A 26,901-nucleotide genomic window follows, 5' to 3' on the forward strand; every position below is an offset into this window, starting at 1 on the left:
AGCTCCCGTCCGGCCGACATTTGTGGCGAGCGGGCTTGTCGGGACGCCGCACCGCCGCGCCGGGCAGCGAAACGGCCCCAAACCTGGCAGCATCAATCTGCCTGGTACACCGCGGACTCAGGTTTCAGGGCTGCTGCGCACCCCAGCGCGGGCAAGCCCGCTCGCCACAAAAGCCGTTCGCCAGCGGGCCCACTCAGGAAGGTGAGCTCGCCACAAGCGTTCACTCAATCAACGCGGCGAGCGCAGCATCTCCCGCGGCACATACTTGCCGATCTCGTACTTGCCGATCGCCGCCCGGTGCACCTCGTCCGGCCCATCGGCCAGGCGCAGGGTGCGTTGCATCGCGTACATGTACGCCAGCGGGAAATCGTTCGACACCCCCGCCCCGCCATGGATCTGGATCGCCCGGTCGATCACCTTCAGGGCCACGTTCGGCGCCACCACCTTGATCTGGGCAATCTCGCTCTTGGCCACCTTGTTGCCCACGGTGTCCATCATGTAGGCCGCCTTCAGGGTCAACAGGCGGGCCATGTCGATTTCCATCCGCGAGTCGGCGATCTTGTCGATGTTGCCGCCCAGCCGGGCCAGCGGCTTGCCGAACGCGGTGCGATTGACCGAACGCTTGCACATCAGTTCCAGCGCACGCTCGGCCATGCCGATCGAGCGCATGCAGTGGTGAATCCGCCCCGGGCCCAGGCGCCCCTGGGCGATCTCGAAACCACGGCCCTCGCCCAGCAACACGTTCTCGTATGGCACCCGCACGTTTTCGAACAGCACTTCGGCATGGCCGTGCGGCGCATCGTCGTAACCGAACACCGGCAGCGGCCGGACGATCTTCACGCCGGGGGTATCGACCGGTACCAGGATCATCGAGTGCTGCTGGTGCCGCGGTGCATCCGGGTTGCTCAGGCCCATGAAAATCAGAATCTTGCAACGCGGGTCGCAGGCACCCGACGTCCACCATTTCCTGCCGTTGATCACCCACTCGTCACCGTCGCGCACGGCGCGGGCCGCCATGTTGGTGGCATCCGACGACGCCACGTCCGGTTCGGTCATGGCGAACGCCGAGCGGATCTCGCCACGCAGCAGCGGTTCGAGCCAGCGCTGCTTCTGTTCATCGTTGGCGTAGCGCACCAGCACTTCCATGTTGCCGGTGTCCGGTGCCGAGCAGTTGAACGGTTCCGGGCCCAGCAGCGAACGCCCCATGATTTCCGCCAGTGGCGCGTATTCCAGGTTGGTCAGCCCCGCCCCCAACTCGGACTCCGGCAGGAACAGGTTCCACAGGCCTTCGGCGCGAGCACGGGCCTTGAGTTCCTCCATGATCGCGGTAGGCTGCCAGCGATCGCCTTCGGCGACCTGGCGCTCGAAGATCGGCTCGGCCGGATAGACATAGGTGTCCATGAACGCGGTGACACGCTCACGCAGTTCCTGGACCTTGGGCGAATAGGCGAAATCCATGGGCAGCTACCTTCTTGAACAGGTGGTTGGAGACATGGGATCGATGCTAGTACTGGCTACGAAAATTTACCAAAGCTATTCTCGGCGTGTATTAACATTCATCACCGATATATGATCGGCTGATCGAATACTGACAATAAGAGCGCCGCGAAATGAATCTGAGCAAGGTCGACCTCAATCTTTTCATCGTCTTCGACGCCATCTACACCGAAGCCAACCTGACCCGTGCCGGGCAGATCGTCGGCATCACCCAGCCGGCGGTATCCAACGCCCTGGCCCGCTTGCGGGAAACCTTCAACGACCCGCTGTTCGTGCGCACCGCCCAGGGCATGGTGCCCACGCCAATGGCGCAGAACATCATCGGCCCGGTACGCAATGCGCTGTCGCTGCTGCGCACGTCGGTCCAGGAAAGCCGCATCTTCAACCCGCTGCAGGCGAACAAGACCTACCGCATCAGCATGACCGACCTCACCGAGGCGGTGATCCTGCCGCCGCTGTTCCAGCGCCTGCGCCGCCTGGCACCGACCGTGGCGATCGAGAGTTTCCTGTCCAAGCGTCGCGAAACCACCAAGGAACTGGCCGCCGGCCGTATCGACTTCGCCGTCGATGCGCCGCTCAACACCGACCCGCAGGTGCGCCACGTACGGCTGATGGAGGACCACTATGTCTGCGCCATGCGCAAGGGCCATCCACTGGCGGGCAAGGACAAGCTGACCCTGGACGATTACCTGGGGCTGACCCACATCCATATCTCCAGCCGGCGCAATGGCCTGGGCTACGTCGACCTGGCCCTGGGCAAGATGGGCATCCAGCGCAAGATCGCCCTGCGCTCGCAGCATTACCTGATGGCCTCGCAGGTGCTGCAACAGACCGACATGGTCATGACCGTGCCGGAGCGCTTCGCCCGCCGGCACGAACTGCACTACTTCCCGTTACCGGTCAACGACGTGCCACCGGTGGAAACCCACCTCTACTGGCACGAAAGCACCGACCAGGACCCGGCCAACCGCTGGATGCGCGAGCAGATCATCGAGCTCTGCCAGCAGGTCACCGCACACGAGAAGAAACTCGACAAGGCCTGAGAGCGCCTGTGGCGAGCGGGACCATGTACCAGCAACCTGCTTGACGTATACGTCAAGCAGCCTTTAGCTTAGCGCTATGCCCCTCCCCGAGCGCCCTCATGAGCAGCCAGACCTACAGCATCTCCGACCTCGCCCGCGAGCTCGACATCACCACTCGCGCGATTCGCTTCTATGAGGAACAGGGCATGCTCGCCCCCGAGCGCCGTGGCCTGGAACGTGTCTACTCGGGTCGCGACAAGGTGACCCTGAAATTGATACTGCGCGGCAAGCGCATCGGCTTCTCCCTCGCCGAGTGCCGCGAACTGATCGAGTTGTACGACCCGTCCGGCGGCAACCAGAAGCAGCTCAACAGCATGCTCGCGAAAATCGCCGAACGCCGCGCACAACTGGAGCAGCAACTGCTGGACATCGAACAGATGAAACTGGAGCTCGATACCGCCGAGGAACGCTGCATCCAGGCGCTGGCCCAGACCCTCGAATGACCAGACACCACCTCTCCCTTTAGGAACCGGCTTGCTGGCTCCCACAGGGAACACCGCGGCAGAGCCCGACAGTCAAGGCAGCCCCCCACATTCAACAAGGTACCCGTCCATGTCCCTACCCACCCACGTACGCCTGGTCGAAGTCGGCCCCCGCGACGGCCTGCAGAACGAAGCCCAGCCCATCAGCGTCGCCGACAAGGTGCGTCTGGTCGACCGCCTCACCGAGGCCGGCCTGGGCTATATCGAGGTCGGCAGCTTCGTCTCGCCCAAATGGGTACCGCAGATGGCCGGCTCCGCCGAAGTCTTCGCCGGCATCCAGCGCAAGACAGGGGTGACCTATGCCGCCCTGGCGCCCAACCTGCGCGGCTTCGAGGATGCCGTGGCGGCCGGGGTGAAGGAAGTGGCGGTGTTCGCGGCCGCGTCCGAGGCCTTTTCCCAGCGCAACATCAACTGCTCCATCCGCGAAAGCCTCGAGCGTTTCACGCCGATCATGGAGGCCGCCCGTCAACACGGCGTGACCGTGCGTGGCTATGTGTCCTGCGTACTGGGTTGCCCGTATGAAGGCACGGTAGCCGCCGAGCAGGTCGCCGTGGTCGCCCGCGAACTGAATGCCATGGGCTGCTACGAAGTGTCCCTGGGCGACACCATCGGCACCGGCACTCCCGGCGCCACCCGACGGATGTTCGAAGTGGTGTCCGCCAGCGTTCCGCGGGAAAAGCTCGCCGGGCACTTCCACGATACCTACGGCCAGGCCATGGCCAACGTCTATGCCAGCCTGCTCGAAGGCATCCAGGTGTTCGACAGCTCGATCGCCGGCCTCGGCGGCTGCCCGTACGCCAAGGGCGCCAGCGGTAACGTTGCCACCGAAGACGTGCTCTACATGCTCGACGGCCTGGGTATCAGCACCGGTGTCGACCTCGATCGCCTGCTGCTGGCCGGCCAGGAAATCTGCGGCGTGCTCGGTCGTGCTACCGGGTCACGGGTCGCACGAGCGCGACAGGCGGGTTGAGTGTGTCAGGGTGTTACCGGCTGGAAACACAAACGAGTAACACGGGAACAGATTTGGCGATTCCGCCGACGGAAGATTGTCCTACAAAATCATCAAGCCATTGATTTTAAAGGATTTTAAAAAGTTGGCACGCCACCTGCTATATCTCTGGCATAACAAGAACAAAAAGCAGCAAACCAATAAAAATAAGACGTAACGACTCTGACATAACAAGAACAACACGGCAGAGACGCAGCTAACAGATTCTTTTGGAGCAGGTGTGCTTTCAGGGAACCTCCGGGTCACCCGCAACCGGGCAGAGAACAATAAAACTACCTCAAGGTAGCTCCCGAACTGGTTGGATCTCCTGATAAGGCAGGTCAGCGCTCAAAAAAATATGTTTGCTCTTGACCCCGGATGGGGGTCGCACAAAAACAGCGGTAAAGGGCCACGGTTGACAAAAACAACAATAGACCGCCCCTCAATAACAAGAAAAGAGCATACAAAACGCATTCAAGGGGAGCTTCGGCTCCCCTTCGTGTTTCTGCGTTTCGGCCATTTCCCTACGCTACCCCACTCCCCGCGAACCCAGCTCATTTCGTCGCCCTTGGCCGATTGACAGCCAACGCCATCAGGTTTACGTTAACGTAAAGGTAAGCAAAAACGCACACCCGACTTACCCACTTCCCATAACAAAAGGCGACCCCATGAGCTACCCGACCCTGAACTTCGACCTCGGCGAAACCCTCGACATGCTTCGTGATCAGGTGCAGGGCTTCGTCGCCCGGGAACTGGCCCCACGGGCCGCACAGATCGACGCGGACAACCTGTTCCCGGCCGACATGTGGCGCAAGTTCGGCGAAATGGGGCTGCTGGGTATCACCGTAGCAGAGGAATACGGCGGCGCCGGTCTCGGTTACCTGGCTCACGTCGTGGCCATGGAAGAAATCAGCCGTGGCTCGGCTTCGGTTGCCCTCTCCTACGGCGCCCACTCCAACCTGTGCGTCAACCAGATCAACCGCAATGGCAACCACGCCCAGAAAAGCAAGTACCTGCCCCAGCTGATCAGCGGCGAACATGTCGGCGCCCTGGCCATGAGCGAACCCAACGCCGGCTCCGACGTGGTGTCGATGAAACTGCGCGCCGACAAGCGCGGCGACCGTTTCGTCCTCAACGGCAGCAAGACCTGGATCACCAACGGCCCCGATGCCAACACCTACGTGATCTACGCCAAGACCGACCTGGACAAGGGCCCGCACGGCATCACCGCGTTCATCGTCGAGCGCGACTGGAAAGGCTTCAGCCGCAGCAACAAGTTCGACAAGCTGGGCATGCGCGGCTCCAACACCTGCGAACTGTTCTTCGATGACGTCGAAGTGCCCGAGGAAAACATCCTCGGCACGCTCAACGGCGGCGTGAAGGTGCTGATGAGCGGCCTGGACTACGAGCGCGTGGTCCTGTCCGGCGGCCCGACCGGGATCATGCAGGCCTGCATGGACCTGGTGCTGCCCTACATCCACGACCGCAAGCAGTTCGGCCAGAGCATCGGCGAGTTCCAACTGATCCAGGGCAAGGTCGCCGACATGTACACCCAGCTCAACGCCAGCCGCGCCTACCTGTATGCCGTGGCCCGCGCCTGCGAGCGCGGCGAGACCGCCCGCAAGGACGCTGCCGGGGTGATCCTGTACACCGCCGAACGCGCCACCCAGATGGCCCTGGAAGCGATCCAGATCCTCGGCGGCAATGGCTACATCAACGAATTCCCCGCCGGCCGCCTGCTGCGCGACGCCAAGCTCTATGAAATCGGCGCCGGCACCAGCGAGATCCGCCGGATGCTGATCGGCCGCGAACTGTTCAACGAAACCCGCTGAGGGGCGCGCACATGGCAATCCTGCACACGCAACTCAACCCGCGCTCGGCGGAGTTCGCCAATAACCATGCGGTCATGCTCGAACAGGTCAACGCCCTGCGCGCGCTGCTCGCCCAGGTCCGCCAGGGTGGCGGGGCAAAGGCCCAGGAGCGGCATACCTCGCGCGGCAAATTGCTGCCACGCGAGCGGATCAATCGCCTGCTCGACCCGGGTTCGCCGTTCCTGGAAATCAGCCAGTTGGCCGCCCACGACGTGTACGGCGAAGACGTCCCGGCAGCCGGGGTGATCGCCGGCATCGGTCGCGTCGAGGGGGTCGAGTGCATGATCGTGGCCAACGACGCCACGGTCAAAGGCGGCTCCTACTACCCGCTCACCGTGAAGAAACACCTGCGCGCCCAGGCCATCGCCCAGCAGAACCGCCTGCCGTGCATCTACCTGGTCGACTCCGGTGGTGCCAACCTGCCGCGCCAGGACGAAGTGTTCCCGGACCGCGAACACTTCGGGCGGATCTTCTTCAACCAGGCCAACATGAGCGCCCAGGGCATCGCGCAGATCGCCGTGGTCATGGGCTCCTGCACCGCCGGCGGCGCCTATGTGCCGGCAATGGCCGACGAAACCATCATGGTCCGCCAGCAGGCGACCATCTTCCTCGCCGGCCCGCCACTGGTGAAGGCCGCCACCGGCGAGGTGGTGAGCGCCGAGGAGCTCGGCGGCGCCGATGTGCACTGCAAGGTCTCCGGCGTGGCCGACCATTACGCCGACAGCGATGAACATGCCCTGGCCCTGGCCCGGCGCAGCGTCGCCAACCTCAACTGGCGCAAGCTCGGTGAACTGCAGCAACGTACCCCGATTGCCCCGAACTACCCGGCTGACGAGCTGTACGGGGTGATTCCGGCCGACGCCAAGCAACCGTTCGATGTGCGCGAAGTCATCGCCCGGCTGGTGGACGGCTCGGTACTCGACGAATTCAAGGCCCTGTTCGGCACCACCCTGGTCTGCGGCTTCGCCCACCTGCACGGCTACCCGGTGGCGATCCTGGCCAACAACGGCATCCTCTTCGCCGAGGCGGCGCAAAAAGGCGCGCACTTCATCGAGCTGGCCTGCCAGCGCGGCATTCCGCTGCTGTTCCTGCAGAACATCACCGGCTTCATGGTCGGCCAGAAGTACGAAGCCGGCGGTATCGCCAAGCACGGCGCCAAGCTGGTCACCGCGGTGGCCTGCGCCAAGGTGCCGAAGTTCACCGTGATCATCGGCGGCAGCTTCGGCGCCGGCAACTACGGCATGTGCGGGCGGGCCTACGATCCGCGCTTCCTGTGGATGTGGCCGAACGCGCGGATCGGCGTGATGGGAGCCGAGCAGGCGGCGGGCGTGCTGGTGCAGGTCAAGCGCGAACAGAGCGAACGCAGCGGCCAGGCTTTCACGGCGCAGCAGGAAGCCGAGATCAAGCAGCCGATTCTCGACCAGTACGAACACCAGGGCCATCCGTATTACTCCAGCGCCCGCCTGTGGGACGACGGCGTGATCGATCCGGCACAGACCCGCGACATCCTCGGCCTGGCCCTCTCGGCGACGCTCAATGCGCCGATCGAGCCGAGCCGGTTCGGCGTGTTCCGCATGTAGTCCGCACACAGTCTGTAGGAGCGTGGCTTGCCTGCGAATAGGCTCCAGGGACCGCCAAAGGCCCCACACGCTCCTACAGGGCAACGGTATTCGATCAAACGCTGCAACTCTCCAATCGGAGCGAAACACCATGACCGACTTCAACACCCTGGAACTGCACACCGACCCGCGCGGTTTCGCCACCCTCTGGCTCAGCCGCGAAGCCAAGAACAACGCGTTCAACGCCGAGATGATCCGCGAACTGATCCTCGCGCTGGACAAGATCCAGGCCGACGCCAGCCTGCGCTTCCTGCTCCTGCGCGCCCGCGGCCGGCACTTCAGCGCCGGCGCCGACCTGGCCTGGATGCAGCAATCGGCTGAAATGGACTACCACACCAATCTCGACGACGCCCGCGAACTGGCCGAGCTGATGTACAACCTGGCCCGACTGAAAGTCCCGACCCTCGCCGTGGTCCAGGGCGCGGCCTATGGTGGTGCCCTGGGCCTGATCAGTTGCTGCGACATGGCCATCGGAGCCGAGGACGCCCAGTTCTGCCTGTCGGAAGTGCGCATCGGCCTGGCCCCGGCGGTGATAAGCCCCTTCGTGGTCCAGGCCATCGGCGAGCGCGCCACCCGCCGCTACGCGCTCACCGCCGAACGCTTCAGTGGCCTGCGTGCCCGCGAACTCGGCCTGTTGGCCGAATGCTATCCAGCCGCCGAACTGGAGCGGCAGGTCGAGACCTGGATCGACAACCTGCTGCAGAACAGCCCGCAGGCGATGCGGGTGAGCAAGGACCTGCTGCGCGAAGTCGGCAGCGGCGCCCTCACCCCCTCCCTGCGCCGCTACTGTGAAAACGCCATTGCCCGTATCCGGGTCAGCCCCGAAGGCCAGGAAGGCCTGCGTGCCTTCCTGCAAAAACGCCCACCGGCCTGGCAGGCCGGATCGACCAACAAGGAGTCTCATTGATGAGCGCCACTGTGATCACCTCCCTGCTGGTCGCCAACCGTGGCGAAATCGCCTGCCGGGTGATGCGTACCGCCAAGGCCATGGGCCTGACCACCGTCGCCGTGCACAGTGCCATCGACCGTGACGCCCGCCACAGCCGCGAGGCCGATATCCGCGTCGACCTGGGCGGCAGCAAGGCCGCCGAAAGCTACCTGCGAATCGACAAGCTGATTGCCGCCGCCCAGGCCAGTGGCGCCCAGGCGATCCACCCCGGCTATGGCTTCCTCTCGGAAAACGCCGACTTCGCCCGCGCGGTCGAGGCCGCTGGACTGGTCTTTCTCGGACCACCCTCCACGGCCATCGACGCCATGGGCAGCAAGTCCGCGGCCAAGGCCCTGATGGAAACCGCCGGCGTGCCATTGGTACCCGGCTACCATGGCGAAGCGCAGGATGCGCAGACATTCCGCGAAGCCGCCTCCCGCATCGGCTACCCGGTGTTGCTCAAGGCCACCGCCGGCGGCGGCGGCAAGGGCATGAAGGTGGTCGAGGAACCCGGGCAACTGGCCGAAGCGCTGGCCTCGGCACAACGCGAAGCGCAATCGTCGTTCGGCGACTCGCGAATGCTGGTGGAAAAGTACCTGCTCAAGCCGCGCCATGTGGAAATCCAGGTGTTCGCCGACCGCCATGGCAACTGCCTTTACCTCAACGAGCGCGACTGCTCGATCCAGCGCCGCCACCAGAAGGTCGTCGAGGAGGCTCCCGCCCCCGGTCTCAGCCCGGCGCTACGCCAGGCCATGGGTGAAGCGGCGGTGCGGGCAGCGCAAGCCATCGGTTACGTCGGTGCCGGCACCGTGGAGTTCCTGCTGGACTCACGCGGCGAGTTCTTCTTCATGGAGATGAACACCCGCCTGCAGGTCGAGCACCCGGTCACCGAAGCCATCACCGGCCTCGATCTGGTCGCCTGGCAGATCCGCGTGGCCAGCGGCGAAACCCTGCCGATCAGCCAGCAGGACGTACCGCTGCTGGGCCATGCCATCGAAGTACGCCTGTACGCCGAAGACCCGGGCAATGATTTCCTGCCGGCCACCGGACGCCTGGAGGTCTACCGCGAATCGGCGGCCGGGCCGGGCCGACGGGTCGACAGTGGTGTAGCCGAGGGCGACAGCGTCTCGCCGTTCTACGACCCGATGCTGGGCAAGCTGATCGCCTGGGGCGAAACCCGCGAACAGGCACGCCTGCGTCTGCTGGCGATGCTCGACGAGTTCGCGGTCGGCGGGCTCAAGACCAACGTCGCGTTCCTGCGGCGGATCATCGGGCATCCGGCCTTTGCCGCGGCGGAACTGGATACCGGCTTCATTGCGCGTTACCAGGAGCAGTTGCTGCCGCCCGCCGAACCGCTGGGCGACGAGTTCTGGCAAGTGGCGGCCCAGGCCTGGATCCGCAGCCTGCCTGAGCGCCGCCGCGAGGACGACCCGGCTTCGCCCTGGTCCGACCGCAACGGCCTGCGCTGCGGGCTGCCCAACGAAACCGTGCTGCACCTGAGCTGCCGCAACGAGGATCGGGCGGTGACACTGGCAACGGACTGGGCCATCACCTTGCAGGGTGAAACGCTGTCAATCGAGCACTCGGGTGTGCGCCGGCGCCATCGGCTGATCCGCCAGGGCAGCGAGCTGTACCTGCAATGGCAGGGCGAACTGCTGGCGATCAGCGCCTTCGACCCGATCGCCGCGGTCGAGGCCAGCCACGGCCACCAGGGCGGCCTGACGGCACCGATGAATGGCAGCATCGTGCGTATCCTGGTGGAGGTCGGCCAGGCGGTCGAGGCAGGAACGCAACTGGTGGTGCTCGAAGCCATGAAGATGGAACACAGCATCCGTGCCCCTCAGGCCGGGGTGATCAAGGCGCTGCATTGCCAGGAAGGCGAGATGGTTGCCGAAGGGAGTGCGTTGGTCGAGCTGGAATAAAGTCCGTCGACCTGTAGGAGCGTGGTTTGCCCGCGAAGCTTTTAACGAGCTAGCGGGCTCACTCGCGGGCAGGCCCTGCCCCTACAGAAGCAACCGCCTAAAAGTCCGTGAACACCATCAGAACTTCGCCGTTGCCTGTACGACCACGCCGATAATGCTGTAATCATCGGTAAAGAGTATCTTCGGATACGTCGGATTCAACGGCTTCAGGTAATCCTGGCCACCCTCCTGCACCCACTGCCGGAATATCGCCTCCTCGCTGTCGCGCAGGCGGGCGATCACCAGCTTGCCGGGCTCGGCCTCCAGGTCCGGATCGACCAGGATCAACATCCCTTCCGGAACGCTGAGACCCAACGGCGCGGTCATCGCATCCCCCGCCACCTTCAGCCAGAACGCCGCGCCCGTGGCGTAGTGATCGGCCACCTCGTAATACGCGGCGACGTTGCTCTCCATCCCTGGCTCGCGGGTGTGCACCACCGAACGCCAGTCACTGACCGGGTAGCGGAATGCCGACGTGGTGTCGTAGGGCTGCCCGTCGCGCTCGGCAGGCAACTGAACCGCCACCGAACGGTCGCGGATCACCAGCGCGATCTCCAGATGCCCGAGCCCCAGGGCCAGGAAGACCTTGTTCATGGTCTCCAGGTCCGGCTGGCGGCGCTTGTTCAGCCAATGACCGACACCGCCCTGGGATACCCCAACGCGTTCTCCGAGTTTCTCTTGCGTGAGGTCAAGCTCGCGCAGCTTGGCTCTCACCAGTGCAATCCATTTATCCATGGACGGCACAATACGGCCTGTACTCGGCGGATCAATACACAAAATGTATTATATACTACGAGCATACAAGTACATTAAGTACTAATCTGGAGCTGCTGTTTCGAACTCCCCTCAAAGGCAGGCTCTCCATGACTTCCAGCACCAAGACCCAGATCGATATCGACACCACGCCCACCTACGACTCGCTCAGGGACGGGCCCGCGACCCGACGGGCGCTCGACTATTATTTGAAACCAACCGTTTCAAGCTCGATTGCCGAGGGGAGTCCCTATCGCATCAGCGAGGACCGGCTGTTCACCGTGCGCCATAACCTCAGCGCCGAAGAAGCGATGATCCATGCCTCCGACCTGCTGCGTTGCGCCGCCGCCACCGCCTATGAAGCGGCCGACGCCCTGCAGGGCTCTTCCCGCGACCTGGCGTTCTCGGTGGTGCACATGATCGACATGGCCAAGGCCATGGTTGATCGTGCCGTGAACATGCAGTACCCGGCGCCATGAAGCACGCGCGCACAGACGAGCGACGCTGAATGGCCGATGACAGAGGCAATCGCAGTCTGAAGGGGGGCTGGAAAATAATTTCCGAAAGAGGCAGGAAAACAATTGACTTGCAAATGATAATGATTATTATTGCAAGCAGCTGGTCGCGAGATCAGTCGATAACCCTGGAGACCTTAGGTCGGACTCCTGGATTATCTCCTCATCAGGCTAATCACGGTTTTTGACCCGGCTTTTTGCCGGGTCTTTTTTTTGCACCCTTTTAAGGGTTCGCTTCAGGCTAATGAAGACTTGGGCGCTGCCATCTTAATGGGGCAGTCGCGATGGCGCGCATGATAGCAAAGGACCATTGCTCAATGAAAGGCTGCCAGCCAGGGCAATCGATCGGAAAAATGACTGAAGTACTTGAGAATCAATATCATAAACACTACCCTGACATGGCGTCAGGGACGACGCCCCCTCGCCGCGCCAGGCCTGACGAGCCTCGGCCAACGGCCCCTTGCCGTGTAAAGTAGCAACCACAAGACATCATAATCAGGTACATAGACTATGACCGTGGTTCTGCCCTCACTCAAAATCAGCAGCGACTTCGACAGCGGCAACATCCAGGTACTGGACGCCAGCCACCCACAGCACCTGCTGCTGGCCATCGAGCCGGATACCCGCAGCCAGCACTTCCAGTGGTTCCATTTCAAGGTCGAAGGCCTGCAACCGGGCCAGTCCTATACCTTCGAACTGACCAATGCCAGCCAGTCCTCCTACAACAAGGCCTGGACCGGCTATCGTGCCGCCGCCTCCCACGACCATCACGACTGGTTCCGGACCGACACCCGCTTCGACGGTGAAAGCCTGCACATCCAGTTCCAGGCCGAACAGCCGCACGCCTGGTTCGCCTACTTCGAACCCTACAGCCGTGAACGGCATGACTGGCTGATCGAACAGGCCCTGACCCACGCCGGCACCGAACTGCTGGCCACCGGCAAGAGCGCCGAGGGCCGGGATATCCCATTGCTGCGCAGGGGCAACGGCGACGCAGGCAAGCGCAAGGTCTGGCTGATCGCCCAGCAGCATCCCGGCGAACACATGGCCGAGTGGTTCATGGAAGGTGTGATCGAACGCCTGCAGAACCGCGACGACACGGAGTTGAACGCACTGCTGGCCGCTGCCGACCTGTATCTGGTACCGAACATGAACCCGGACGGCGCCTTCCACGGCCACCTGCGCACCAACGCCATGGGCCAGGACCTGAACCGCGCCTGGCAGAGCGCCAGCCAGGAAATCAGCCCGGAAGTGTTCTTCGTCCAGCAACAGATGGCCAAGCATGGCGTGGACCTGTTCCTCGACATCCATGGCGACGAAGAGATTCCCTATGTGTTCACCGCCGGCTGCGAAGGCAACCCGGGCTACACCCCGCGGATCGCCGAGCTGGAGCAACATTTTCGCAGCCACCTCAGTGCCCTGACCCGGGACTTCCAGACCACCCATGGCTATACCCGTGACCTGCCAGGCGAAGCCAACATGACCCTGGCCTGCAACAGCGTCGGTCAACAGTACGATTGCCTGTCGCTGACCCTGGAGATGCCCTTCAAGGACAACGACGACGCTCCGGACGCACGCACCGGCTGGTCGGGCAAGCGTTCGGCACAATTGGGCAAGGACGTACTCAGCAGCATCGCCGATATCGTCGGGCGCTTGCGCTGAGACTGGAACTGTTTGCCTTCAGCGGCCCTCGAACGTCTGTGTTCGCGGGCAAGCCCTGCTCCTGCAGGATCGGCATCGTACGCCCGTCCTGCTTGCGTCACCGCCCACTGTAGGAGCCGGCTAAAGGCGGCCGCCCAGCACCTCACAAGGATTTTTCATGACTGCCCTCACCTCCCACGCCCCGACCCGCCCCGGGCGCCTGGAACAGATGTCGACCCGCATCGCCTTCTTCATCGCCGGTTTCGGCGTGGCCGCCTGGGCACCGCTGGTGCCTTATGCCAAGGCCCGTACCGGGCTCGATGAAGGCACGCTCGGCCTGCTGCTGCTGTGCCTCGGCGTTGGATCGATCATCGCCATGCCCGTGGCCGGCGCCCTGGCCGGGCGCTTCGGCTGCCGCCGCGTGCTGACCGTCGGCACCCTGCTGATCTGCGTCGCCCTGCCGCTGCTGGCGACCGTCAGCTCGGTACCGTTGCTGGTCTTCAGCCTGTTCCTGTTCGGCGCCGGGCTTGGCACGGTGGATTCCACGGTGAACCTGCAAGCGGTGATCGTCGAACGGGCCAGCGGCAAGACGATGATGTCGGGTTTCCATGGCCTGTTCAGCCTCGGCGGGATCGCCGGTGCGGCCGGGGTCAGCGCCCTGCTCGGCCTGGGCCTGTCACCGCTGGGGGCCATCGGCGTGGTGATCCTGTTCCTGGTGATCGCGCTGCTCAAGGCCGCGCCGCACCTGTTGCCCTATGGCAGTGAAAGCTCCGGCCCGGCCTTTGCCGTGCCCCACGGTGTCGTGCTGTTCATCGGCCTGCTGTGCTTCATCGTGTTTCTCGCCGAAGGGGCGATGCTGGACTGGAGCGCGGTGTTTCTCAGTGCCGAGCGCCAGGTGCCGGATGCCTATGCCGGGCTTGGCTACGCTGCCTTCGCCCTGACCATGACGGTCGGCCGGCTGACCGGCGACGCCATCGTGCGACGTCTGGGCGCCAAGCGGGTGATCGTGATGGGCGGCCTCACTGCCGCCGCCGGACTGGCCCTTGCAACCCTGGCCCCAGCCTGGGAAGCGGCGCTGGTGGGTTATGCCCTGGTCGGAGCCGGTTGCTCGAACATCGTGCCGGTGCTGTACACCGCCGTGGGCAAGCAGAAGGTCATGCCGGAAAGCATCGCCGTGCCGGCGATCACCACCCTGGGCTATGCGGGAATCCTGGCGGGGCCGGCGGCGATCGGTTTCATCGCCCATGCCAGCAGCCTGAGCCTGGCTTTCCTGTTGATCGCCCTGATGCTGGTGGGCGTGGCCGCCAGCGGCAGGATCCTGCGGGTTTGAGCCACTTTGGGCCAGGCCCGACTTGTGGCGAGCGGGCTTGCCCGCGCTGGGGCGCAAAGCGCCCCCAAACCGGCACCCTCGGAGTATCAGGTGCAACTCGGTTGCCAGGTTTTACGGCTGCTGCACAGCCGAGCGCGACCAAGCCCGCTCATCACAAGGTTCGGTTCCTACAGGCCCTGTAAAAGACTCTGGCGAATCAGAAGCCCACGCTCGCCTGCACGAAGAACGTCCGCGGTTCACCCACATAGATCCCCGCGTTGTTGTCGCTGGAACGGGTGAAGTAGCGCTGATCGAACACGTTACGCACCCCCGCTCCCAGCTTCAGGTTCGACAACTGCGCACCGAAGTCATACGCCCCGCGTACATCCCAGGTCATGTAGCCGGGGATGTTGCCGTACTGGCCATCAGCGGTTGGCTGGGTGATGTAGTTGCCGTTGAAGCTACCGTCGGCATTGGTGCCGGTCCCGGGAGCCCGCTGGGCCGACTGCGCGAAGCCGTCGAGGTTGTAGGTCCAGCGATTGATCGCGTAGCGCAGGCCGAGGTTGAGCACCTGGCGCGAGTACAATGGCAGGTCACGATCCTTGAAGCCCGGGATGTCGCCCTGGGAGGTGGCCTTGGTGTAGGTGTAGCCCAGGTTCGCCGTCAGGCCGTCGAGTGCCGGGTTCAGGTCCGACAGGTCGTAATGCACGGAGGTCTCGCCCCCCTGGTGCCTGGTCGCGCCAAGGTTGGTCCAGCCTACATCGTTGCTGACGTACTGCAGCTCATCGGCGAAGTCGATGTAGAACAGCGTGACCTCGCCGCCCCAGATGCCATTGTCGTAGCGCGTACCCAGCTCGTAGGTCTTGGCCTTCTCCGGCTGCAGGCCGTTGGCGGTGCTGTTGCCGTTGCCGCCCTGGGCCACCTGGAAATACTGCAGGCTGCCGAACGAGGTCTCGTAGTTGGCGAACAGTTTCCACGCATCGGACAGGTGGTACATCACGCTCAGCGCCGGCAACGGCTCGTTGCTGCTGACACTGCGGTTCTTCTCCTGCACCGGCACGCCGTTGGTGCCCGGTACCGGGCGCTCGTGCCAGTCGGTATTGATGCGTTCGAAGCGGATACCCGGGGTGATGGTCCATTTGCCGATATCGATCTTGTCGTCGATGTAGAAGGCATTGGCCTCGGTGCCACCGGTACGATCCTGGAAAATATGGCCGTCGGAAGTCGGGGTGATGGTGGGCACGTTGTTGACCAGCGCCACGCGGCTGGAGGACTCGTGCATGGCCTCGCGCAGGTAACGGTAGCCGACGCTGACTTCCTGGCTGGTTTCGCCCAGTTCGAACACCCGCGAGGCACGCGGTTCGACGCCGATGGTGTAGTAGCTGCGCGGGAAGGAACTGAGGGTCTTCTGGTCACGGGCGGCGATGTTGCTGCCACGGAAGCTGTCGGTGTAGTAGGTCAGCACCTCGACCTGGGTCTGGTCATCGACCTGCCGCTTGTACTTGAAGGAGATGTCCTTGCGCCGGCCGGTGAAGTTGTCGTAGTCGCGCACCGACTGGTAGGGATTGGCATCGTACTGCTTCTGGGTCAGGCCGCCGGGCATGTCGGCGTTGGCATCGTAGTAGTGCAGGTTCAGCGAGAAGTCGTCGACCTCGGTCGGGGCCCAATGGGTCTTGAGCAGCACGTCGTTGATGTCGTTGCCGTTGTTGCTCTCGCGATAGCCCTGGCCCTTCACGCCGGAGTACAGCAACGCTGCGCCGAAACCGTTATCGGCGGTGCCACCGAGGAACGCCGTGTCCAGGTGCTTGACGCCACCGTAGCGGGTGGTTTCCAGCGTAGTGCCAACCTCGCCGGAGAATTTCTCCGGAATCGCCCGGGTCACGAAGTTGATCACGCCCCCCACGTTCTGCGGTCCGTAGCGCACGGAACCGGCCCCGCGAACCACGTCGATGCTGTCCAGGTTGCCGACCGAGACCGGCGCCATCGACAGCTGCGGCTGACCGTAGGGCGCGAACGCCGCCGGCACGCCGTCGATCAGCACGGTCGAGCGTGGCGACAGGCGCGAGGTCAGGCCACGCACACCGACGTTGAGAGAAATGTCGCTGCCACCGGTACCGTTGTTTTCCTGCACCTGCACGCCAGGCACGGTCTTGAGCGCGTCCTTCACGTTCATCGCGCCCTGCTCGACCATTGCCTGGCGCCGCACCACGGTGCGCGCGCCCGGATGGTTCTGCACGATCGCCTGGTCGGCGTCGCCGAGCCAGTCGCCCACGACCTTGACGTCGATCGGTGCCAGCTCAAGGGCTCCGCTGGCGGCCGGCACGGCCGCACGCAAGGTGACCGAGCCGTCCTGCAGGTCGTAGCCCAGGCCGCTGCCGCGCAGCAGTACGTTCAGCGCTTCCTCCGGCGACAGGTTGCCGTCGACCGCCGGAGCCTGCTTGCCGGCCACCAGTTGCGGATTGAAGAACACTTGCAGGGAGGTCTGCTGGCCCAACTGGCTCAAGGCCGACGCCAGTGGCTGGGCCTGGATATGAATGGCGGTATCGGCCTGGGCCATCTGGCTCAGGGTCGCCGCACCGGCCACCGTCAGTGCCAGGGCCAAGGCCTGGGAGCTTGGCAGTGCACGGCGGATCGCCTGGTAAAGCGCGCTGGGTTTGTTGTTGTTCACGTCTGACCTTGTCCTGTTGTTCACAAATGCATGCGACTGTTAATGCAAACCAGTTGCAGTTGGACAGAAGACGACGAACTCGAAAAAAACCTGAATCTATTTTGAAATTATTTCCTGAGAGCCATCGGCACGGCTGCGCACGGCCACTGGCAGGATGTTCGGCAGGGCCTTGAGCAAGGCGTCGGTGTCGTTGACCCTGAACACACTGGTCAGGCGCAGGTTGCCCACCGCCGACGTGGCGACCGTCAGCGGCTTGTCCCGATAGCGCGAGACTTCACTGACCACTTCGGCCAGGCTCGCGTTGTTGAACACCAGCTTGCCGCTGCGCCAGGCCGTCAGTTCTTCCGGATTGACCGCCTGGGCCGCCGCGACATTGCCCTGGGCGTCGACACGCGTACCGAGGCCGGCGGTGAGGCTGACGAACTGGTCGTCACCCGCATTGCGCCCCTGCACCTTGACCGTCCCCGCCTCCACCACCACACGCGTCTGGGCTGGGTCGCGGCGCACGTCGAAGCGGGTGCCGGTGACCGTCACCTTGCCGACACCGGTCTGCACCACGAATGGCCGGCCGCTGTCGTGCTCGACGCTGAACATCGCCTCGCCCTGCTCCAGCTCGACGGAACGCCGATCGCGCTCGTAATTCACCACCACCCGACTGCGGCTGTTGAGATCAATGACAGAACCATCGGGCAAGGCGACCTGGCGGCGTTCGCCGAGCACCGTGGTGAAGGTCGCGCTATAGGGCGCCGGGTGATTCAGGCCGCTGAACAGCCCCAGGCCTACCGCTACCGCAACCACCCCAGCCGCCACGGCGTAACGCAGCAGCGGTCGGCGCGGGACACGTTCCGGCGCAGCCTCGCACAGCGCCTGCAAACGCGCCCGGGGCAACAGGTCGGTAGCGCTCCAGAGCCCCTTGAGCAGATCGAACTCGTCCTGATGCAGGGCATGCTCGTTACGCCAGGCATCGAACTCGGCCTGCTGCGCTGCGCTCAGCGGCGCCTCCTGGACCCGTACGAACCAGGCGGCGGCCTCGTCGCGAACCGTAGTGGGATCGCAGTTGCAGTCACGGGTATCCATCATGGAAAGTCCTGTCCGGGTGAAGTGTGCATCGCCTTGCCCATCATTGCCCAGCGCCATCCAGGCGTTCGCGCAGATGCCGCAGGGTGCGGATCATATACTTCTCGACCATGTTCTTGGACAGTCCCAGGCGTTCGGCGATCTCGGCCTGGCTCAGGCCCTCGATCTTCTGCCAGACGAAAGCCTTGCGGCAGTTGACCGGCAATTCGGCCAGGGCCCGCTCGATGGAATCGGCCAACTGGATGGCGTGCATGAAATGCTCCGGGTCGCCGCCAGGCGGCGCGCTGTGCTCGATCGCTTCCAGTTCCAATGCGCCACGCCGGTCTTCGCGACGATAGGCATCCACCGCGATATTGCGCGCGGTCTGGTGCAGGTAGGCGCGCGGCTGCTCGACACTCTCGGCCTTGCTTTCCAACACCCGTACGAAGGTGTCGTGAGCCAGGTCCTCGGCCTTCTGGCGGTTGCGCAGGCGGCGGGTCCAGGTGCCGATCAATTCTTCGTAGTGCTCGAAAAAACCGGGTCTGCGCGGTGGCTGGAAGTTCATGGCGGCGGGCTATGAAGGCGGGTCGTTAATAGTAATGCTTACTATTAATAGTCGCAATTCATTCCAAAACGCGGTCTCTCGAAGAGAGAGATGATGGCGCCACAGCCATGGGCTCGAAGCGCTCGCTCGTCTCCATCCGGATGCTGCGCAGGCCCAGGGTCTGCAGATGGGACGCATACAGGGACTCGGCGAAATAGCCGACCAGCAGCGTACGCCGACGAGCACCGCTGGCGTTCAGGCTGCCGGCATGCACCAGGTCGGCATCGAACACCAGGATGTCGCCCGCTGTGCCGCAAACCTGCACGGAGTGGGACTCGTCATTGAAATCGAACGGCGCCGCCGCGGGCTCAGGGCGATGGCTGCCGGGGACGATGCGGGTCGCACCGTTCCCGGGGCCGTAATCATCGAGATAGACCAGCGCATTGACCGTGTCGCCCGGCCGCAGCGCCGACAGATCGCGGTGCAACTGTTGGTGACCACCACCGGCCAGTGGCTCGCGCCCCTCGACCTGGGACAGGAAGAAGCGCTCGCCGATCAGCTCGCCGACTGCCGCCAGTACCGGCGGCAGGCGGCAGACGGCCTGGACCCTGGCCTCCAGATCCAGCAGCGAATGGCGCCAGTCCAGGCCACGCGGCACCGGCCACTGCTGCGAGGGTTTCACCCCGGCATCGAACACGCGGCGAAGCTCATCCAGCCACTGGATGGGAATCGCCTGGCGCAGCAGGATACAACCGTCTCGGTGGAGTCGTTCGCGGTCGATCATCGTGGCCCTGGCTCCGTCAACTGGATGGCGTTGCCAGCAATGTCCGAAACTGCACGTCGCGCGTCAAGCCGCATCGACCCGGTATTCGGCCTTGGCCACACCGGCCCTGGCGCGCCAGGCAAACACCAGCACCATCAACAGCCCCAGGGCCGCCATCGCCGCACCGGCCAGGGAAATCGCCGGGTAGCCCAGCCCCGCATTGATCACCGCGCCGCCCAGGGCCGCCCCAATGGCGTTGCCGAAGTTGAAGGCACCGATGTTCACTGCCGAGGCCAGGTTAGGCGCATCCTTGGCCGCCTCCATCACGCGCATCTGCAACGGTGGTACCAGGGCAAAACTGGCAACACCCCAGACCAGGATCGCCACCGCGGCCGGCAGCGGCCAGCGTACCAGCACCGAGAACGCCAGCAACACGGCGATCAGTACCACCAGCGAGACGACCAGGGTACGGTCGATCGAGCGATCCGCCGCCTTGCCGCCCCACATGTTGCCCAGGGTCAGGCCGACGCCGAACAGTACCAGCATGCCGGTGATGAAGGCCGTGGAGGCATGGGTCTCATGGCTGAGAATCGGTGCGATGTAGGTGAACACGGTGAACATCGCCGCCGACCCCACCACGGTCAACGCCAACGCCGACAGTACCGGACCGCGGCCCAGCACCCGGATCTCGGCCAATACCCCATCGTTCTTCGGCAACGGCAGGTTGGGCAGGGCGAACCACAGCGAAACCATCGCGACCAGGCCCAGGGCGGCAATGCCCCAGAACGCGGTGCGCCAGCCCATCAGTTCACCGAACCAGGTCGCCAGCGGCACACCGCCGATAGTCGCCAACGTCAGGCCCATGAACATTGCCGCCACCGCCCCCGCACGTTTGTCCGGCGCAACCACGCTGGCCGCGACGATCGAGCCGACACCGAAGAAGGCGCCATGGTTGAGTGAGGTCACTATCCGCGCGACCAGCAGGCTTTCGTAGCTGGTGGCCATCGCCGACATCAGGTTGCCCAGGGCAAAGATCGCCATCAGGCCGATCAACAGATAACGCCGCGGCACCCTGACCGTAGCCAGGGTCATCAACGGCGCGCCGATCAGGACGCCCATCGCATAGGCGCTGACCAGCAGGCCGGCCGCGGGAATGGAAACACCGAGATCGGCAGCAATGCTCGGCAACATGCCCATGGGGGCGAACTCCGTGACACCGATGCCGAAGGCACCGATGGAAAGCGCTACAAGGGGGGGATTGATACGCATGTGATTGACTCCTCATCTGTGCGGCAAATGCTACAATTCGTAACTTAACCGCAGTAGCCTGCTTTTCTGGCAATCACCTTTGCTTACGAGGCACAAATGGATTTCAACGGTCGCTCTGGCGAGATGGAAGTGTTCGTCAAGGTGGCGCAGGAAGGCAGCCTGTCGGCCGCAGCGCAGGCCCTGGGCCTGACGCCATCGGCGGTCAGCCGCATCATCGCCCGCACCGAACAGCGCATCGGCACCCGCCTGCTGCTGCGCACCACCCGCGCCCTGACCTTCACCGCCGAGGGCGAAGCGTACCTGCGCGGTGCACGGCGCATCCTTGCCGACATGGACGAAGTCGAAGAGGCGATCGCCGACCAGGGCGTGCCCAAGGGTCGCCTGCGCGTCAGCGCCGCCCTGGCCCATGGCCGGCTGACCGTGGTGCCGCTGGTGGCGGCGTTCAGCGCGCGTTACCCGAAGATCCTCGTCGACCTCATGCTCGGCGACGAGGTCGTCGACATCCTCGGCGGCCAGGCCGACGTCGCCCTGCGTTTCGGCCACCTGCCCGACAGCCCCCTGAGCGCCCGCTGCATCGGCGAAACCGGCCAGGTCGTGGTCGCTTCCCCCGAATACCTGGAGCGCCACGGCACGCCCCGCCAGCCGGAAGACCTGCTGCAGCACAACTGCCTGCGCTTCAACTTTCGCCGGGCCGAACCCGACTGGCCGTTTCTGCGCGATGGGCAGCATTTTTCGCTGAAGATCGGCGGTAGCATCGAGTGCAGCAGCGGCGAGGCGCTGGCTCAGTTGGCCCTGCTCGGTGCAGGTATTGCCCGGATTGGTGCGTTCTCGGTGGCCGAAGAATTGAAGAGTGGCCGGCTGGTGCCGTTGCTGGAGGACTACAACCCCGGCGACCGCGAGCCGATCCACGTGGTGTTTGCCGGGGGTACGGCGATGACGGCCCGGGTCAGGGTGTTCGTCGACTTTCTGCTGGAGCACCACAAGGTTTGACGGCAACGCCGCCATGACACTCGCCCCCTTATTTCAGTATCGACATGGAGCAGGTAGCCCCTCGATGGACATCCAATTTGTTGGTAACGCAATGCCTCACAACCCGTCGGCCGGCACCTGCGACGAATACAGCGTGAGCGCTATCTCCAGTCTGGACGACCTGCTCGAGGCCCATCGGATGATCGCCGCCAATCATCCCGGTTTCATCCCCCTGCTCTCCCTCGACGACCTGCCCCAGGCCCGCTACACCTCAGGGCATGCGCGCCACAGCATCGACCTGGACGATGCCACGGACGAGGACATCGCCAACTTGCCCGCGGAGTGTTTCGAGAATGGCGAGTACCTGGGCTATCCGACGACAAAGGCCGAGTTCGCCATCTGCCTGCGCAACTTCACCGAGCGGGTTGCCGCGGTTTCATTCGACGACGCTTGCGCCCATGGCCTGAGCCTCGATGATGAGGCCATCCTGGAATGGGTTGCCTACCAGGAAGATCCGGTCTCGCTGCTCGACCAGCCCGTCTCGGCCCTCGTGGTGCCAGTCGAGCATTCATCCCTGGGGCTCGCGGCCTTTCCCAACGGCTATTTCACCTGTGACCTGAGCCCTGCGCAGAACCATGCCGTGGCGCAGCACCTGGCCGCCAGACATGGCTATGAATTGATCGGAGTGGGCGCGTCCTATCTCGGTTTCCTGCGGGCAGAGCCGGCCGATGAGTCCGTAGCCGAAGCCGTAGCGAGCGATTTCTGCGCGCTCTACAACGTCGATGACGAGAACCGGATTGCCCTGGCTTCGATCTTTGCCGGGGCAATTTCCGGTCGACGGTACTTGTGGCTGCGCTACGTGGAGTGAAACGCAGCTTCATCGGTGATACGCATAGGATCACGCCTGTTTATGGGTCACCCAGGCTCCCCAGAACAAGCTGCTGAAGAAACGTTGAAGCGGACCAAAACCACATTCCTGCAAAAGCGTGCCAACAGCTTGCTCCGAACTGGGCGGATCGGCCCCCTGCATGATCCTGGCGCGCTTGGCCTTGACCTCGTCCGGCGTCGCCCCCTGCTGCCGCCAGCGCTCGGCCCAGGTCTGGAGCAACAACGGCTGTTCCGCATAGCGGTAGTGGTTGCATGCCACGACGAACGGCGCCTCGGCCTTGAGGCGGGCCTGGATCGAGCGCAGGAGCTGTCGCTTGGGCTCATCGCCGGGCACGTGGTGCAGCACGCCGATCAGGGTCGCCGCATCGAAAGGCTCGTCGAGTGCAAGGTCCTCAACGGTCCCCAGCACCAGCTGTGTCTTCTCCATCAGCCCATGGGCCTCAAGGTTCGCTGCGGCGGTCTCCAGCATGGCTGGCGCCGGGTCCACGCCCACGAACGTCCATAACGGCTCCAAGGCGGACATGTTGATGATTTCCTGCGCCGTCCCACCGACGCCGACGACCAGTATGCGCGCGGCGCGTCCGCTCGAAAGGCTCGCCGCCAGGATGCAGGCCGTCAACTCATGACAGGCATCGTAGCCGGCCAGGGCTACCCGGCTTTGAATGCCGTATTCTGCGGCACGTGATACATCGAACTTCGCACTGGAGCTTTGCGGTTCCGGTCTCATGATGGCCTCCATTCATCTTGAAACCACTCTATGCTGAAGATGATAATTACTGAAATTTATAATTTTTATTCATTTCATTCCCACAAGGAATAGGAAGTCGGAACATGAACCGCCGCAAGAAAATCAGCCAACTGCTAAAGGCCCATGCGAAAAAGGCCAGCGCCAAACTGGCGCCGAAGAACAAACCCAAGTACATCAGCAAGGCCGACCGCCTGAAGATGGCTGAAGAGGCCAGCCAGAACGACACGCCGTCCGCGCAAAGCTGATCAAACACTGCGTTGCATTGGATCACCACCCCACATCCCGCTGATCGTTCCCACGCTCCAGCGTGGGAATGCCGCCGCCGACGCTCCGCGTCCCCCAAGAGCGCGGCCCGATATCAGGCGCTTTCCTTGAACATCGGCAAGGTGAAGCGAAACTCGGCGCCCTGCCCCGGCTCGCTGTTGGCCACGATCTGCCCGCCATGGGCATGGACGATGCCCTGGGTGATGTAGAGCCCAAGGCCGGTACCGGTCGGATTGCCCTCCTTCATCGTCCAGTAGCGGCTGAACACATGCGGCAGGTGCTCCCGGGCAATGCCCTCGCCACTGTCACGTACGGTAAAGACGATTTCGTCACCGGATGATTGCGCACGCACGCCGACCGTCCCCAGCCGTGGGGTGAACTTGATCGCGTTGCCGACCAGGTTCGACAGCACCTGGAACAGCCGCTCGGGGTCGGCATGGATATTCAGGTCGGGGTCGGCCTCGAAGGAAATGCTGATGTCCTTGTCATGTGCCAGCGGTGCCAGCAGCGATTGCGCCTCTTCGAACATCTGCCCGACATCGAGTTTCTGCGGTTTGATGGTGTAGCGCCCGGCATCGATCTTCGAGGTGTCGAGCAGGTCCTCCAGCAGCGTGTTCATGCGCCCGGCGGCCTGTTGCATGGTATCGATGGCCGTGGAAATGCGCCGCGAGGTATGCGGGCCGTCCGAACTGAAGGTCTTCTGCATCATGCCGCAGAGCATCGAGATGACCGTCATCGGGTTGCGCAGGTCATGCGAGACCACCGCCACCAGGTCATCACGGGCGCGCACCGCCTCCTGCTCACGACGGACCTGCCGGGCCAGGTCGTTTTCCAGCGCCGAGCGGCGCAGGTCATTGGCCGCGAACAGGTCACCGTGGCTCCACTTGGTGGAAATCCCGGCCATCTCGACCTTCCAGATCTCGAAAGAGGTGCGCGGGCGCAGGCGCAGGCCGGTCTCGGAGTTCTCCAGATCCAGCGGTTTACGCGGGTCGCCGCTCCAGTTGATGCTTTCCTTCACCTCCGGGCGGAACCACAGCACACCGTTGTCCACCGGCTTGGGCAGGCTCATGGCGAGCACACCGCTGGCCACCTGCTGATAGTGCGCCGCCGGCGGGTAGACACTGGCCAGGTGATGGCTGGCGAACACGGGCTCACCGGACGCCTGCAACCACTGGTGCAGCGCACGAACCTCTTGCGGCGCCGGGCAGTTGCCGTAGCAGTGCAAATGCTTGTCTTCGATGATGGCGATGCCGCCGGCATTGACCAGCTCCATCAGCACCTGCGGCTGGTGGGCCAGGCCGTCAAAGACATTCTGTGGCGAATCGATCATCGCCTGGTTGAGCACCGCCAGGGCCTCGACCTTGGCTTCACGCTGGCGGCTGACCTCCAGCGCCTCCATCGCGCTGATCTGCAAGGACAGCACCTGGCCGATGGTCTGGCAGGCCACGCGCAGTTCATGCGGCACGTGCAGGGGCAGGCGGTTGCCGCAGCTGATCAGGCCCCAGAGCTGGTCGCCCTTGAGCAGCGAAATGCTCATCGATGACAGCACGCCCATGTTCTTCATGTACTGACAGTGGATCGGCGACACGCTGCGCAGGGTCGCGAAACTCAGATCCAGCGGGGTTTGCGTATCCGGGCGCAGCTTCGGCACCAGCGGCACCGGCTCGTAGTCGGCATTGGGGATGATCCGCAGCCAGTTGGTGCGATACAGCTCACGGGCCTGCTGGGGAATATCGGACGCCGGGAAGAACAGCCCGTTGAACAGCTCCATGGACGGCGAAGAAGCCTCGGCGATGACCTGGCCGTGGCCCTCCTCCTCGAAACGGTAGATCAGCACCCGGTCGTAACCGGTCATCGCCTGCAGTTCCTTGACGCAGATGTCGTACAGCGCCTGCAGCGACTTCGCCGCCTGCAGCCGCTGCAGCATCCGCCCGAGATGGGTTTGGTTGCCGGCGACGTTGAGCGAGCGGAAATTCTCGACGTGGATCTCCAGTTCCAGGATCAGCACGCCGGCATGCCGGTGCAACAAGCCCTCGAACGAGGTGCCGTTGAGCTGGAAATGCAACGGCGGCGCATCGAGGAACGCCGGTTGCCGCAACGCCTCGCGCACGGCAACGATGTATTCCTCGCCCAGCAGGTGCTGCAATGGCTGGCCGATCAGCTTCTGCGGCGCACGACCCAGCAGGGGTTCGACGTTGGCGCTGACCTGAATGATCTCGAGCGCCGGCTCGCTCAGGGTCAACAGCAGGCCGTGGGGCTGGATGGCGCCGGGAAACTGGATCGGCTCGTTGGCGCAGTTGGCCAGCAACTCTTCGAACGCCTCCTTGTCTTGCGGGTTCATGCCAGTACCTCCCGGCTTTCGAGCCAGCGCTCGAAGCTGCTGAATGTGGATTGCGCCGCGGCGACGACCGCTTCGCGCTCATCGGCGTCCATCGGCCGGCGGCCCAGGTACTCGATGAAGTCGCGCCAGCGCCGTCCGGTGGCTTCACCATAGACGTGCAGGAACGCCGCGCCGCTGTCGGCTTCCAGGCCCAGGCGCGTGGAAATTTCCCGACGCAGGATCTGCCCGCCGAGCGTCGCCCCCTCCAGTACATAGAGCACGCCCAGGCAGGCGGCGCCGGAGTCGATCACGGGCAGTGACGGGCAGGTCGGCAGGCTATCGATCGCCTCGAACGACAGGCCCAGGGTGTTGAGATCGGAGCGCAGCGTCTGCGCCTTGAGACGTGATGCCAGATCAAAGTCGGCAGGGAGTTCGCGGCTGCCGTGCAGCGCGTTTTCCAGCGGTCGATAGAAGCCGTAGTAGGCCTGCATCAACCGTTGAAAGGCATTCGAGTCGAGAGTATCGGAGAAGAAGGGAAGACGTTTTTCCAGTGCGACGTGCAGTTCGGCCGTGCCGGCTCGCAGATCCTGCAGAACCGGGGGTACATGAACTTCGCGGGCCGTTGCTTGCATGAGTATCGCTCTTGGTGGGACCGCTGAGGCCATTCGTGATGGGCAACGAATCTCGGCAATCTAACACGGTAGACCCGATACTGACCCGAAAGTTGGTTTCTGCTCCCGGCAATGTCCCCCCCTATACACCGACG

At 63.9% G+C, this 26,901-nt stretch carries 23 protein-coding genes; 13 read left to right on the top strand and 10 right to left on the bottom strand.

Features of this window, described 5'->3' with window-relative positions:
• Positions 1-228: 228 nt before the first annotated feature.
• The gene (locus HU752_RS23205) at positions 229-1,458 is read right to left on the bottom strand and encodes an acyl-CoA dehydrogenase (protein ID WP_186683984.1); all 1,230 of its coding nucleotides are present in this window, start codon (positions 1,456-1,458) and stop codon (positions 229-231) included.
• A 152-nt stretch (positions 1,459-1,610) separates the two neighbouring features.
• Between HU752_RS23205 and HU752_RS23210 the strand changes: the two genes are divergently transcribed.
• The 7 genes from HU752_RS23210 to HU752_RS23240 all read left to right on the top strand — a co-directional run bounded on the left by HU752_RS23210 (position 1,611) and on the right by HU752_RS23240 (position 10,389).
• Complete coding sequence (locus HU752_RS23210) at positions 1,611-2,540, top strand: LysR family transcriptional regulator (RefSeq protein WP_186683986.1); 930 nt, start codon at positions 1,611-1,613, stop codon at positions 2,538-2,540.
• A gap of 98 nt (positions 2,541-2,638) precedes the next feature.
• Complete coding sequence (locus HU752_RS23215) at positions 2,639-3,022, top strand: MerR family transcriptional regulator (RefSeq protein WP_017905529.1); 384 nt, start codon at positions 2,639-2,641, stop codon at positions 3,020-3,022.
• Between the two features lie 109 nt (positions 3,023-3,131).
• Entirely contained in the window at positions 3,132-4,031 is a 900-nt protein-coding gene (locus HU752_RS23220) for a hydroxymethylglutaryl-CoA lyase (RefSeq protein ID WP_186683988.1), read from the top strand.
• Positions 4,032-4,717: 686 nt separating this feature from the next.
• On the top strand, positions 4,718-5,881 hold the full coding sequence (locus HU752_RS23225; protein ID WP_186683990.1) for an isovaleryl-CoA dehydrogenase: 1,164 nt from the start codon (positions 4,718-4,720) through the stop codon (positions 5,879-5,881).
• Between the two features lie 11 nt (positions 5,882-5,892).
• Positions 5,893-7,500: a carboxyl transferase domain-containing protein gene (locus HU752_RS23230; protein WP_186683992.1), complete on the top strand. Its 1,608-nt coding sequence runs from the start codon at positions 5,893-5,895 to the stop codon at positions 7,498-7,500.
• Positions 7,501-7,630: 130 nt separating this feature from the next.
• Positions 7,631-8,446, top strand: a complete 816-nt coding sequence (locus HU752_RS23235; protein WP_186683994.1) for a gamma-carboxygeranoyl-CoA hydratase — start codon at positions 7,631-7,633, stop codon at positions 8,444-8,446.
• Positions 8,446-10,389, top strand: a complete 1,944-nt coding sequence (locus tag HU752_RS23240; protein WP_186684002.1) for an acetyl/propionyl/methylcrotonyl-CoA carboxylase subunit alpha — start codon at positions 8,446-8,448, stop codon at positions 10,387-10,389. The genes HU752_RS23235 and HU752_RS23240 overlap by 1 nt, the downstream gene beginning before the upstream one ends.
• A 117-nt stretch (positions 10,390-10,506) precedes the next feature.
• Here HU752_RS23240 and HU752_RS23245 read toward each other — a convergent pair whose 3' ends face one another.
• Positions 10,507-11,163, bottom strand: coding sequence for a LexA family protein (locus HU752_RS23245; protein WP_186684004.1), 657 nt, complete (start codon positions 11,161-11,163; stop codon positions 10,507-10,509).
• Positions 11,164-11,291: 128 nt separating this feature from the next.
• On the opposite strand from HU752_RS23245, the gene HU752_RS23250 reads away from it, so the two are divergent.
• The 3 genes from HU752_RS23250 (at position 11,292) to HU752_RS23260 (ending at position 14,667) form a co-directional block, all read left to right on the top strand.
• Positions 11,292-11,660 (top strand): DUF6124 family protein, encoded by a 369-nt coding sequence (locus tag HU752_RS23250; RefSeq protein WP_186684006.1) that lies wholly within the window; start codon positions 11,292-11,294, stop codon positions 11,658-11,660.
• A 546-nt stretch (positions 11,661-12,206) separates the two neighbouring features.
• Complete coding sequence (locus HU752_RS23255; protein ID WP_186684008.1) at positions 12,207-13,358, top strand: M14 family metallopeptidase; 1,152 nt, start codon at positions 12,207-12,209, stop codon at positions 13,356-13,358.
• A gap of 157 nt (positions 13,359-13,515) precedes the next feature.
• Complete coding sequence (locus HU752_RS23260; RefSeq protein ID WP_186684010.1) at positions 13,516-14,667, top strand: MFS transporter; 1,152 nt, start codon at positions 13,516-13,518, stop codon at positions 14,665-14,667.
• Between the two features lie 196 nt (positions 14,668-14,863).
• Here the strand turns inward: HU752_RS23260 and HU752_RS23265 are convergent, their stop codons facing one another.
• The 5 genes from HU752_RS23265 to HU752_RS23285 form a co-directional block, all read right to left on the bottom strand.
• The gene (locus HU752_RS23265; RefSeq protein ID WP_437182279.1) at positions 14,864-17,314 is read right to left on the bottom strand and encodes a TonB-dependent siderophore receptor; all 2,451 of its coding nucleotides are present in this window, start codon (positions 17,312-17,314) and stop codon (positions 14,864-14,866) included.
• A gap of 96 nt (positions 17,315-17,410) precedes the next feature.
• Positions 17,411-18,394 carry a FecR family protein gene (locus HU752_RS23270; RefSeq protein WP_186684012.1) on the bottom strand — a complete coding sequence of 328 codons (984 nt, stop codon included), beginning with the start codon at positions 18,392-18,394 and terminating at the stop codon, positions 17,411-17,413.
• 40 nt (positions 18,395-18,434) lie between these two features.
• Positions 18,435-18,935 carry a sigma-70 family RNA polymerase sigma factor gene (locus tag HU752_RS23275; protein WP_017905517.1) on the bottom strand — a complete coding sequence of 167 codons (501 nt, stop codon included), beginning with the start codon at positions 18,933-18,935 and terminating at the stop codon, positions 18,435-18,437.
• A 58-nt stretch (positions 18,936-18,993) separates the two neighbouring features.
• Positions 18,994-19,698 carry a phytanoyl-CoA dioxygenase family protein gene (locus HU752_RS23280; protein ID WP_186684020.1) on the bottom strand — a complete coding sequence of 235 codons (705 nt, stop codon included), beginning with the start codon at positions 19,696-19,698 and terminating at the stop codon, positions 18,994-18,996.
• A 63-nt stretch (positions 19,699-19,761) separates the two neighbouring features.
• Positions 19,762-20,946, bottom strand: a complete 1,185-nt coding sequence (locus tag HU752_RS23285) for an MFS transporter (protein WP_186684022.1) — start codon at positions 20,944-20,946, stop codon at positions 19,762-19,764.
• 96 nt (positions 20,947-21,042) lie between these two features.
• On the opposite strand from HU752_RS23285, the gene HU752_RS23290 reads away from it, so the two are divergent.
• Positions 21,043-21,936, top strand: a complete 894-nt coding sequence (locus HU752_RS23290) for a LysR family transcriptional regulator (protein ID WP_186684024.1) — start codon at positions 21,043-21,045, stop codon at positions 21,934-21,936.
• 91 nt (positions 21,937-22,027) lie between these two features.
• Positions 22,028-22,783 (top strand): hypothetical protein, encoded by a 756-nt coding sequence (locus HU752_RS23295; RefSeq protein ID WP_225920060.1) that lies wholly within the window; start codon positions 22,028-22,030, stop codon positions 22,781-22,783.
• Positions 22,784-22,813: 30 nt separating this feature from the next.
• Here HU752_RS23295 and HU752_RS23300 read toward each other — a convergent pair whose 3' ends face one another.
• Positions 22,814-23,530, bottom strand: coding sequence for a class I SAM-dependent methyltransferase (locus HU752_RS23300; RefSeq protein ID WP_186684124.1), 717 nt, complete (start codon positions 23,528-23,530; stop codon positions 22,814-22,816).
• A 104-nt stretch (positions 23,531-23,634) separates the two neighbouring features.
• Here HU752_RS23300 and HU752_RS23305 point away from each other — a divergent pair, with 104 nt between their 5' ends.
• Positions 23,635-23,796: a DUF2986 domain-containing protein gene (locus tag HU752_RS23305; RefSeq protein WP_186684028.1), complete on the top strand. Its 162-nt coding sequence runs from the start codon at positions 23,635-23,637 to the stop codon at positions 23,794-23,796.
• A gap of 113 nt (positions 23,797-23,909) precedes the next feature.
• Here the strand turns inward: HU752_RS23305 and HU752_RS23310 are convergent, their stop codons facing one another.
• Both HU752_RS23310 and HU752_RS23315 read right to left on the bottom strand, forming a co-directional pair.
• Positions 23,910-26,156, bottom strand: a complete 2,247-nt coding sequence (locus HU752_RS23310) for an ATP-binding protein (protein WP_186684037.1) — start codon at positions 26,154-26,156, stop codon at positions 23,910-23,912.
• Positions 26,153-26,767: a biliverdin-producing heme oxygenase gene (locus HU752_RS23315; RefSeq protein WP_186684039.1), complete on the bottom strand. Its 615-nt coding sequence runs from the start codon at positions 26,765-26,767 to the stop codon at positions 26,153-26,155. Before HU752_RS23315 ends, HU752_RS23310 begins: the two co-directional genes overlap by 4 nt.
• Positions 26,768-26,901: the final 134 nt, after the last annotated feature.

This window comes from Pseudomonas vanderleydeniana, from assembly GCF_014268755.2.
Taxonomy (GTDB): domain Bacteria; phylum Pseudomonadota; class Gammaproteobacteria; order Pseudomonadales; family Pseudomonadaceae; genus Aquipseudomonas; species Aquipseudomonas vanderleydeniana.